Source organism: Psychrobacter sp. DD43 (assembly GCF_904846555.1).
GTDB classification, from domain to species: domain Bacteria; phylum Pseudomonadota; class Gammaproteobacteria; order Pseudomonadales; family Moraxellaceae; genus Psychrobacter; species Psychrobacter cryohalolentis.
The window spans coordinates 47,162-58,261 of record NZ_CAJHBE010000015.1 but is presented as its reverse complement, the minus strand read 5'-3'; the positions used below and the strand labels follow the sequence as shown (position 1 = coordinate 58,261).

Sequence of the window (11,100 nt, the reverse complement as noted above, 5' to 3'; positions counted from 1 at the left end):
CCTATTCATTGCCTTCATTCATCGTGGCCGCGCTCATAATACGCTGTCAGATGATTATAAAGATAACGGAGAAGCAACTTGAAAGATTTACTCGATATCATGCAAAGCCCTACCAGCAATGGTAACCATGAGTTTGATAGCATCCAAATTACCTTGGCATCGCCTGACGTTATTAAGTCATGGTCGCATGGTGAAGTAAAAAAACCTGAAACTATTAACTACCGTACGTTCAAACCTGAGCGTGATGGTCTTTTTTGTGCCAAAATTTTTGGTCCAGTAAAAGATTTTGAATGTTTATGTGGTAAATACAAGCGTCGTAAGTTCCAAGGCGTTATCTGTGAAAAATGTGGCGTTGAAGTCACGACCGCTAAAGTTCGTCGTGACCGCATGGGTCATATCGATTTAGCGAGCCCTGTTGCGCATATTTGGTTCTTAAAATCATTGCCAAGCCGCATCGGTCTATTGCTAGACATGACACTTCGTGATATCGAACGCGTTTTGTATTTTGAAAGCTACATCGTGACTGAGCCAGGTCTGACTTCTTTGGAGAAGTATCAGCTGCTTGATGACGAAGATTATTATAAAGCCCTTGAAGAATTTGGCGATGAATTCACTGCCAAAATGGGTGCGGAAGCGGTTCAAGACCTTTTAAAAGATATCGATTTAGATTTAGAGATTGATGAGCTGCGTGAAGCGATTCCGCAAACGGGTTCTGAAACCAAGCTTAAAAAGATGTCTAAGCGTCTTAAATTATTAGAAGCATTCAGTGATTCTAATAACAAGCCTGAGTGGATGGTAATGAATATCTTACCAGTACTACCACCAGATTTGCGTCCGCTAGTACCACTAGAAGGCGGTCGTTTCGCAACATCAGATTTGAACGATTTATATCGCCGTGTTATTAACCGTAATAACCGTTTAAAGCGTCTGCTTGAGTTAAGTGCTCCTGATATCATCGTACGTAACGAAAAACGTATGTTGCAAGAATCAGTAGATGCCTTGCTTGATAACGGTCGTCGCGGTCGTGCCATTACTGGTAGTAACAAGCGTCCATTGAAATCTTTGGCTGATATGATCAAAGGTAAGCAAGGTCGTTTCCGTCAAAACTTACTAGGTAAACGTGTTGATTATTCTGGTCGTTCGGTGATCGTTGTTGGTCCAACCCTACGTCTACATCAGTGTGGTCTACCAAAGAAAATGGCACTTGAATTGTTCAAGCCATTTACTTATAACAAACTATTGTCTCATGGTTTGGCGACGACGATTAAAGCTGCCAAAAAGATGGTAGAGCGTGAAGAGCCACAAGTGTGGGATATGCTGGCCATGGTTATCCGTGAGCATCCAGTACTCCTTAACCGTGCGCCAACACTTCACCGTTTGGGCTTGCAAGCATTTGAGCCAGTACTAATCGAAGGTAAAGCCATCCAGCTACATCCTCTAGTTTGTACCGCGTTCAACGCTGACTTTGATGGTGACCAAATGGCCGTTCACGTGCCATTGACATTAGAAGCTCAGCTTGAATCTCGTGCGCTCATGATGTCGACCAATAACATCTTGTCTCCTGCGAACGGTGAGCCAATCATCGTACCATCACAGGATGTTGTATTGGGATTGTATTACATCAGCCGCTCGTCAGTAAATGCCAAAGGCGAGGGCATGATTTTTGCCACCGTTAATGAAGCATTACGTGCGATTGGTTCAAACGATTTACATGTTAACGCCAAGATTAAAGTTCGTGTCACTGAAACGCATATTGATGATGATGGCAATCGTACTAAAGAGACGAGTATCAAAGATACCGTTGCTGGTCGCTTGTTAATCTGGAACATCATGCCTGTTGGTATGTCGTTTGACGAATGTAATGAAGAGATGACTAAGAAAAATATCTCTAAATTGATCAACTCTTGCTACCGTAAAGTGGGCGTAAAAGAAAGTGTTATGTTTGCTGACCAATTGATGTACCTTGGTTTTGCACAAGCGACACTATCTGGTGTGTCTATCGGTATCGATGACATGGTTATTCCACCACTGAAAAAGCAAATCATCGAAGTCGCTGAAGCTGAAGTGCGTGAAATTGAAGACCAGTTTGAGCAAGGTTTTGTAACGGCTGGTGAGCGTTATAATAAAGTGGTCGATATTTGGTCACGTACCAATGACAAAGTCGCTAAAGCGATGATGGACAACTTAGCGACTGATAAAATTATCAACGCCAAAGGTGAAGAAGAAGAGCAGAAGTCATTTAACTCTATCTTTATCATGTCAGATTCTGGTGCTCGTGGTAGTGCCGCACAGATTCGTCAGCTTGCTGGTATGCGTGGTTTGATGGCTAAGCCAGATGGCTCAATCATTGAAACACCAATTAAAGCGAATTTCCGTGAAGGTTTGACCGTACTTCAGTACTTTATCTCAACGCATGGTGCGCGTAAAGGTCTTGCGGATACGGCATTGAAAACAGCTAACTCAGGTTACTTGACGCGTCGTCTGGTTGACGTAGCACAAGATTTGGTTATTACCAGTGATGACTGTGGTACTGAGCAAGGCTTGCTCATGAAGCCACATATCCAAGGTGGTGAAATCATTGAGAAGTTGGGCGAGCTAGTACTAGGTCGTGTAACGGCACGTGATGTCACTTATAACGATAATGCTGAAAAAATCTTGATTCCAGCGGGTACGTTGATAGATGAGCATTGGGTTAAAGTACTAGATAACAATGCAATCGACGATATCTGGGTACGTTCAGTGATTACTTGTAATATCGAACATGGCGTTTGTTCACAGTGCTATGGTCGTGACCTTGCTCGTGGTCATAAAGTGAATATCGGCGAGTCTGTTGGTGTTATGGCGGCGCAGTCTATCGGTGAGCCTGGTACTCAGTTGACTATGCGTACTTTCCACGTTGGTGGAGCGGCAAGTTCTGCTTCTGTGGACAATAGCATTTCAGTCCGTAGTGCTGGTCAAGCGCATTTTGAAAACATGAAGACTGTACAGCATACCGATGGTCATTTGGTTATCGTATCGCGTTCAGCTGAAATCGCCTTGACCGATGAACTTGGTCGTGAGCGTGAGCGCTATAAAGTACCTTATGGTTCAAGCGTTCTTGTGAAAAATGAAGACCAAGTTGAAGGTGGTCAAACCATCGCTAAGTGGGATCCGCACACGCATCCTATTATTACAGAATTCGCGGGTACCGCACGTTTCAGTGAAATCACTGATGGCTTAACTGCTACCGTAAAAGTTGATGATGCGACTGGTATGAGCTCGTTTGAGATTCTAGCTACTCGAGATCGTTCAAGCTCAGCAAAAGACTTACGTCCGGCGATTATCTTGAACACAGACGAAGGTAAAGAAGTCGTTTACTTCTTACCTGCTGAAACCATCATTCGCGTTAGCGACGGTGAGAAAGTTGCAGCTGGTTCGATTCTAGGTCGTGTACCACAAGCGTCTTCAGGTACTAAAGATATTACCGGTGGTCTGCCACGTGTAGCTGATTTATTCGAAGCACGTCGTCCAAAAGATCACGCTATCATGGCTGAAATGACGGGTGTTGTTAGCTTTGGTAAAGAAACTAAAGGTAAAAATCGCTTCATTATTACTAATGAAGATGGTGAGATTCATGAAGAGCTGATCCCGAAATGGCGTCAGATTAACGTCTTCGAAAACGAGACGGTTGCTCGTGGTGAGGTTATTGCTGATGGTCCACAAAATCCGCATGACATCTTACGTCTGAAAGGACAAACCGCGCTTGCTGACTATATCGTTAACGAAGTACAGGACGTTTATCGTCTGCAGGGTGTAAAAATTAACGATAAGCACATCGAAGTTATTATTCGTCAGATGTTGCGTAAAGTTGAGATTACTGATGGCGGCGATTCAAACCACTTTAAAGGTGATCAAGTAGAATATGCTGATATCAAAGCACTGAATGCCAAGCTGGAAGCGGAAGATAAATTCCCAGTGCAGTTTGAGCGTCAATTACTTGGTATTACTAAAGCAAGTTTGGCAACCGAAAGCTTTATCTCAGCCGCATCGTTCCAGGAAACGACTCGTGTCCTAACGGCTGCTGCGGTTACTGGTAAAGTGGATGAGTTACGTGGTCTGAAAGAAAACGTAGTCGTTGGTCGCTTGATTCCGGCTGGTACTGGTCTTGCTTATCATAAAGCTCGTAAAGAAAAAGCAGAGCAAAAACTGCAAGATAAAGACTTAAATGCGGCGTTTGATATGTCAGCAACGACTGATGCGACAGACTTTGCAAGCTTCGATGAAGCCTTTGCTCAAGAATTGAATCAAGGTAATCATTAAACTAGATAGCATTTAGTTATTTGAATAAATAAAAAAGCCAGCCTAAGTTGCTGGCTTTTTTTGCTTTAAAATTCCATCACAACAAGTTTTTTCTTGGGAAATGATGAGATAAAATAGTACACTGCATAACTTAAATAGTTAGAGATTTTGGCTCTAGTATTCATAAGTATTCGTAATTTCCGATTATTTTTAGCAGTACTCACTAAAAAGGATAAGCGCATGGCAGATAAAACTCGCGTTGCCAAATATCAAGCTGACCGTACCAATCAAAAGCTGTATTTTTGCCGCCTTGCCTGTCAAGCCGCTGCAGACACGACTGACAAGCAGTTATATCAAGCACATTGTGAGACCGCTATTTTTCATCTATACGGTACGTTTTTAGCTTTTTTACAAGAGCTTGGTCACTTTTATAATATAACGTTGACGACGCCGACATTGCTAGATATCGAAGAAGCACTGATCGAGCGTACGCAAGTATCACCTGAAGTGCAGCGTCTAAAGCAGTTACAGCAGCAAGGATTTCTGGCTGATATAGAACATGCCTATCAGCGTTGTCTATATGCCGTGATATCTGAGCATTCGGTGGATAAGGCGGCTGACGACAAAAAACAAATGCCTGATTTGATTGTCAATGTAGTAACACTTTCCAATCAATGGTTGCCAGATGATGCGACCATACGTGAATGGCGCCAACAGTTTTTGGAGCTGATTGAGCAGCTACGTGCTGGTATGGTGGAATTTTAGTTCTTATGGCTTAGATTATATTTTCAAAGCTTCGTTATGAGTACTTAATGATTAGCTGCTACCTTTAAGCTGAGTAGGGCACAAAATTAAATGCAATTGAAATATGTCCTATAAAAAAGGCTGGCTCAGTGTTTACTGAACCAGCCTTTTTAAATGTATCAATATAGAAAGCAGTCTATTACTCAGGCATCGCTGGCATACGTTCTACAGGCTTGACTACTAATGGTTTTGGTTTCTGCGCTGGGCTATTAGTAATACCATTATTAGCAGGTTTAACATCGGTCGTAACTGCCGGCGTTTCAACAGGTTTTGGAGCAGGTGGCTGGCGCTTCTGAATAGATGTCTTTACTGGTTTTTCCGATTTGCCTGTATCAGTATCTTCGCCATCAAGTTCAGTGACCCCTTCATCCATCATCTCTATAATGTTTTGCTTTTGTTTCTTGGACTTGGCACGGTTATTAATAGAGACCCATTGGCTAGGCGTGTCGTTAAGTTGGGCTTTCATAAAATCCATCCAAACGGGTAGGGCTGCCACACCACCATATTCGCGACGACCCATGGTTGATGGTTGGTCAAATCCCATCCAGACGACGGTAGCATTGGTAGGATGGAAGCCTGCAAACCAAGCATCTTTCGCTTCATTGGTGGTTCCTGTCTTGCCGCCAATATCATCACGTCCCAAAGATCTTGCTTTAAACGCTGTACCACGCTGTATTACATCACGTAAGATATCTGCCATCTCATAAGCGACTTTAGGCTTTAAAATACGCGGAGCTTGTTCAGCGCGTACGTACTGTACAACAGGTGCATTTAGGCGATCTGATTCTGGACTGGCATCGTAAATGCTCAAATCAATCTTATTACTGTCTTTAGTAGGGGTGTTACTCTTGTCAGCCTCTATATTAGTTTCTGTATTTTTACTTGCCGGCGATTCTTTAGCGTCGCCTGTTTTAACGTCTTCAGCTACTTTTTTACTTTCCTCTATTTTTGCATCATATTCTTCAGTTAGTTTTTTATTGACATCGTCGAGCTGCTCATTGAAACATAGGGCACAAGCTTGCTGAGGATTGGCTTGAAATAAAAGCTTATTATTATAGTTATAAATTTGTTCAATAAAATAAGGTTGAATGCGATGCCCGCCATTGGCAAAGGTGGCGTAAGCGGTTGCCATTTGTAATGGGGTTGCTTGACCTGTACCCAACGCTAAAGACAAAGTAGTTGGCAGCTTCTCTTTATCAAGACCAAATTCATCTAATAAGTTGCGAGCGTCAGAGATACCAATTGCTTGCAGCAAGCGAATAGATACTAAGTTACGTGATAAATAAAGTCCGCGGCTTAACGTGATATCACCTAAGAAGCGACCATCAGAGTTTTTTGGTTTCCAGTCACCTACTTGCAGCGGGCGATCCGAAACTATACTATCTGGACGATAGCCTTTTTCTAATGCTGCTGTATATACAAGGGGTTTAATGGTGGAACCCGGTTGACGCCAGCCCTGCAGAGCACGGTTAAATTTACTATGGTTAAAATCAAAGCCACCGACCAAGGCACGAACGCCACCGGTATCAGGATTCAGAGAAACCAAACTACCTTGTATCTCAGGTATTTGACCAAGCTGCCAGCCACCACTAGCAGTCGGTATCAGGCGAATAATATCGTTCTTACTCACTATTTGGCTGGCATTGCTTGGAAAATAACCAATGCGATCAGCAGAGATGTATTTACGTGCCCAGCGCATACCAGACCAATTAACGGTCACGCTTTCTCCTGAAAGCATGGTTGCCTCAAAACTACTGGTATTCACTTTAGTGACTTTGGCAGGCGACATATTGCTATAGCGACTGAAATTCTTTAGCGGTTCATCATTTGCTTCGGCGCCACGCCAGCCATGGCGATGCTCGTAAGCAACCAAGCCAGATAAAATTGCCTTTTCTGCATCTATTTGCGCTTGACTATCAACCGTCAAGCGTACACGCCAGCCGCCATGCATAACTTGCTCACCATAACGATCAACCAGAGCTGCGCGCGTCATTTCGGCCAAATACGGCATATTAACATCCAGCTTTTCTTGATAAAGCTTAATACCAATGGGCGCATTAATGGCTTCGTCATATTGGGTTTTGTCGATGTAACCCAATTCATGCATGCGACCAATAATCCAGTTACGGCGCGTGAGCGCACGGCTTGGATTGGCAACAGGATTGTATTTAGAGGGCGCTTTCGGCAAACCTGCAAGCATTGCCATCTCAGCAATGGTGAGATTTTCTAACGATTTACTATAATATTTTTTGGCAGCCGCACGAATACCGTAAGCGCCTTCACCTAAGTAAATTTTATTGACATAAAGGGTAAGAATGTCGTTTTTACTCAGCTCGTCTTCAATCTTACGGGCTAAAAATAATTCCGTTAGTTTGCGATTTAACGTGCGATCTGAGCTTAGAAAATAATTTTTGGCGACCTGCATGGTGATGGTCGAGCCACCTGTTTGGCTTTCATCATCCGTTACCACTTCGGTGACCGCGCGCCCTAATCCTTTAATACTAATACCGCTGTGCTGAAAAAATGAAGAATCTTCTGCTGCCAAAAAAGCATGGGTCAAGTCTTCCGGTATCTCTTCAAAGGTAATAGGCAATGATAAACGGTTGCCATATTGCCCAATCAATTTGTCATCACTACTATATATCTGTAATGGCATCTCTAAAGTTGCCGTTTTAATCTCTTGTGTGCTTGGCAACGTTGGCGATAAATACATCGCCATACCATAGAAGCCAATAGGAACGGCAAGCGCTAATACAACCGCCAACGCTAGACAGGCAATGAAAAGCCCCACCAAAAAGTGAATGAGACGAACGGTGGCATTTTTTTTGGTCATAGTCAGACTTATCGATTAAGGTTTGCAACAGATAAAAAACATTATACCTTGAACAAAATAGCCAAGTAATAATAAATGTGTAAGTTAGCCTCTACAGGACATTTAAATGCTTGAATCTATCTGTTAAGTAAAGTATTGTACTAAATTATTACAAATAACTATCAGATTGTACACTTAATATAAGGTATAGAGTTTGTGAGGCTATTTACTTCTAAGAGTCGACATTTGATTGGCGTGGATATCTGTACCACCTCAGTGAAGTTGGTTGACATACAGCGCCAACAAGGCGTTTTCCACCTAAGATCTTATGGTACTGAAATATTACCTGAAGGCGTAGTCATCGACAAACTCATTGTAGACACGGAAGTGGTAGGCAATACTATAGCAGGCTTGGCAAGGCGTTGCCAAGCGGCGGGTAGTAGTGCAGCCACAGCAGTCTCAGGATCAGCGGTGATTACTAAAATCATCGATATGGATATGGTGCTAAGTGACGTTGAGCGTGAAGCTCAAATTCGTTTGGATGCTGACCAATACATACCTTATCCGCTAGAAGACGTCAATTTGGACTTTGAAGTATTGGGTCCCTCTCTTATTAATGATGACATGGTGCAAGTACTGCTTGCCGCCTCTCGTTCAGAAAACGTTGACCAAAGAGTTGATGCCTTAACCTTTGGTGGTCTGCAAACCAAGGTAATGGATATTGAGTCGCATGCCATTGAGCGTGCTTTTGGCTTGATGGCAGACAGTCTGCCAAACTTGCCAGATTTGGTGGCGCTGGTTGATATCGGACACAATCAAACAACATTATATGTCGCCAAAAATGGCGAGTTTATCTATAGTCGTGAGCAGTTATTTGGAGGCAGTCAGCTGACGGAAGCCATCCAAAACCGCTATGGTTTGTCTGCTGAAGAAGCTTCTATTAGTAAGCGCGAGCGTGCTCTACCTGATGATTACTATACTGATGTCTTAACACCATTTATAGAAAATACCATCCAACAAATCACTCGCTCTTTACAGTTTTATTTCTCCTCAAGTCAATATAGTAGTATCGATCATGTGGTCCTTGCTGGTGGCAGTAGCTCTATTGCGGGTCTTGCTGGCATGGCGCAGCAGCGATTGGGCGTGCCTGTGAGTATTGCAAATCCGTTCATTAATATGACTATTGCGCCGCATATCGATCATGAGCAACTGGCGATTGATGCACCCAGCTTAATGGCCGCTTGCGGTCTGGCGTTAAGGAGCTTTGACTAATGGCTCGTATTAACCTACTGCCCTGGCGAGAAGAAGAGCGTGCCCGCCGCAATAAAGAGTTTATCACCTTGGTGGTGGCAGTGACACTGTTGTCTCTGCTTGCAGCATTTGCGACGTGGAGTTATTTTAATAACGAACTTGCTGAACAATTAGATGCCAATGCACTGATTGAACAAGAAAACGCTCGCTTGGATAAAGCGTTGGTCGAGATTGATAGCTTAGAGCAGCGCCGTGAAGATATCATCTCACGTATGCAAGTTATTCAAGACTTGCAAGGTCGACGTCCTGTACCTGTACGTCTATGGGATGATCTTGCTAAAGCCATTCCGCCAGCGCTTTATTTGAATAATCTAAAACGTGAAGGGGATGTATTAACATTGACAGGTCTTGCTGACAATCCAAACGTGGTATCAAGCTTGATCCGTAATCTTGATAGCAGTAAGTGGATGGGCGATTCAGCCGTAAGTAATATTCAGCAAAACATTACCGCTTATCAAGCAGCCCCCGTTTTGGAAAATACGGTCACTACGCCAGGTGAACAACCGCGTCCTATTTATCCTGAAGACAGCTATGTGCAGTTTGTGATCACGACTAAAGTACAGTCTGAATCAGCCGTTCCTGTAGAAGGTGCTGATGGCGCTATTGTACTTGGAGGTGAGTTATGAAACTGACCCGTAAAAAAACCCGTATTAAACTCAAAAAGACGGTGATAAGACAAAGAAAACAGTTTGATTTAAATGAGTTTCGCCGCAGTTTTGAGTCATTGGATTCTGAAAACTATGGTAGTTGGCCGCTCCCTGTTAAAGTCACCGTCATTGGTTTTATTATTGCTTTGATTGCTGCTTTGTCATGGGCATTACCAATCAGCAGTAAAATCGATGAAATTACAGCAGCAGAAAGCCAACAACAAACCTTGCTCGATAGCTACCGTGAAAAAGAATCGCGCGCACGCCATCTACAAGCTTATCAAGCTCAAGTGATTCAAATGGAAGCGGAGTTTAATACTTTGCTTGACCAGCTACCAAAAGATACCCGTGTATCAGAATTGGTTGAGGGTATCAATATGACGGGCGTGGGCAGTAACATCCGTTTTCAGGACATATCTGTCGAGCCTGAAATTGAAAATGAATTCTTTATTGAGCAGCCTATTCGTATTGCAGCGTTGGGTGACTACCATCAATTTGGTAGTTTTATCAGTGGTTTGGCAGCTTTACCAAGGATTATCACCATGCACGACTTCGAAGTCAGTAATCCGCAGCCAACCTTGGATGTTTTACCCGAGCTAAATTTGGTATTGCAAACCAAAACCTATCGCTCCAAAGAAGCGGTCCCTGAAGGTGATGCAGCGGCGGCTGAAGCTGTACCCACCGATGCTGCTGCAGGAGGCAACTAATGATTAGCTACAAACTGCCTAAGTTAAGGTTATTGCTGTTAAGCGCTACTGTTTTATCTCTAACGGGTTGTACGGATCGTATCGGTTTAGCAGAACAGGCAATGGCTGATATCCGTAACCAGCCTGCGCAGCCGATTGAGCCTCCTCCTCAGGCCGAGCTGGTAGAAGATTTTGTCTATAGCGCCAGTGCGCAGCGTAGTCCATTTTTGCCACCGAGTTTAGTGAACGTACAAGGTCCGACCACCTTTATTGACGGGGTACGCCCTGATATAACCCGAGTCAAAGAACCGCTTGAAAAGTACGAGCTGACACAACTGATTTTTCGCGGTGTGGTTATCTCGCCTGAAGGTCAACAGTACGCTTTAGTACAGCGTCCTGATGGCTCAGTTGCTAGTGTTAGAGTGGGTAATTATCTTGGATTGAATGACGGTCGTATTGTTGAAATCACGCCGACTCAGATTAACTTGATTGAAATTGTGCCAGACAGCCGTGCTGGGTTTGTTGAAAAACCCCAGTCGCTGGTGTCCCCTATAAGCTAAGT

At 43.5% G+C, this 11,100-nt stretch carries 7 protein-coding genes; 6 read left to right on the top strand and 1 reads right to left on the bottom strand.

Features of this window, described 5'->3' with window-relative positions; genetic code table 11:
• Positions 1-78 precede the first annotated feature (78 nt).
• Complete coding sequence (gene rpoC / locus JMX89_RS09065; protein WP_133104815.1) at positions 79-4,299, top strand: DNA-directed RNA polymerase subunit beta'; 4,221 nt, start codon at positions 79-81, stop codon at positions 4,297-4,299.
• A 219-nt stretch (positions 4,300-4,518) separates the two neighbouring features.
• Complete coding sequence (locus JMX89_RS09060; RefSeq protein WP_201531950.1) at positions 4,519-5,043, top strand: DUF6586 family protein; 525 nt, start codon at positions 4,519-4,521, stop codon at positions 5,041-5,043.
• A 178-nt stretch (positions 5,044-5,221) separates the two neighbouring features.
• Here JMX89_RS09060 and JMX89_RS09055 read toward each other — a convergent pair whose 3' ends face one another.
• Complete coding sequence (locus JMX89_RS09055; protein WP_201531949.1) at positions 5,222-7,915, bottom strand: penicillin-binding protein 1A; 2,694 nt, start codon at positions 7,913-7,915, stop codon at positions 5,222-5,224.
• Between the two features lie 195 nt (positions 7,916-8,110).
• Between JMX89_RS09055 and pilM the strand changes: the two genes are divergently transcribed.
• Genes pilM through JMX89_RS09035 form a run of 4 tightly spaced genes read left to right on the top strand, consistent with a single transcriptional unit; the run spans position 8,111 to position 11,098 of the window.
• Positions 8,111-9,166, top strand: coding sequence for a type IV pilus assembly protein PilM (pilM, locus tag JMX89_RS09050; RefSeq protein ID WP_201531948.1), 1,056 nt, complete (start codon positions 8,111-8,113; stop codon positions 9,164-9,166).
• Entirely contained in the window at positions 9,166-9,831 is a 666-nt protein-coding gene (locus JMX89_RS09045; RefSeq protein WP_020444315.1) for a PilN domain-containing protein, read from the top strand. The genes pilM and JMX89_RS09045 overlap by 1 nt, the downstream gene beginning before the upstream one ends.
• A complete protein-coding gene (locus tag JMX89_RS09040) occupies positions 9,828-10,559 on the top strand; it encodes a type 4a pilus biogenesis protein PilO (protein WP_020444314.1) in 732 nt (243 codons plus the stop codon). The genes JMX89_RS09045 and JMX89_RS09040 overlap by 4 nt, the downstream gene beginning before the upstream one ends.
• Positions 10,559-11,098 (top strand): pilus assembly protein PilP, encoded by a 540-nt coding sequence (locus JMX89_RS09035; protein WP_201551428.1) that lies wholly within the window; start codon positions 10,559-10,561, stop codon positions 11,096-11,098. The genes JMX89_RS09040 and JMX89_RS09035 overlap by 1 nt, the downstream gene beginning before the upstream one ends.
• The last annotated feature ends 2 nt before the right edge of the window (positions 11,099-11,100 follow it).

Excerpts from the sequence above, each read along its gene's own strand:
- JMX89_RS09035 (WP_201551428.1), top strand. The coding sequence starts at position 10,559 with ATGATTAGCTACAAACTGCCTAAGTTAAGGTTATTGCTGTTAAGCGCT.
- JMX89_RS09045 (WP_020444315.1), top strand. The coding sequence starts at position 9,166 with ATGGCTCGTATTAACCTACTGCCCTGGCGAGAAGAAGAGCGTGCCCGC.
- JMX89_RS09040 (WP_020444314.1), top strand. The coding sequence starts at position 9,828 with ATGAAACTGACCCGTAAAAAAACCCGTATTAAACTCAAAAAGACGGTG.
- JMX89_RS09060 (WP_201531950.1), top strand. The coding sequence starts at position 4,519 with ATGGCAGATAAAACTCGCGTTGCCAAATATCAAGCTGACCGTACCAAT.
- JMX89_RS09055 (WP_201531949.1), bottom strand. The coding sequence starts at position 7,915 with ATGACCAAAAAAAATGCCACCGTTCGTCTCATTCACTTTTTGGTGGGG.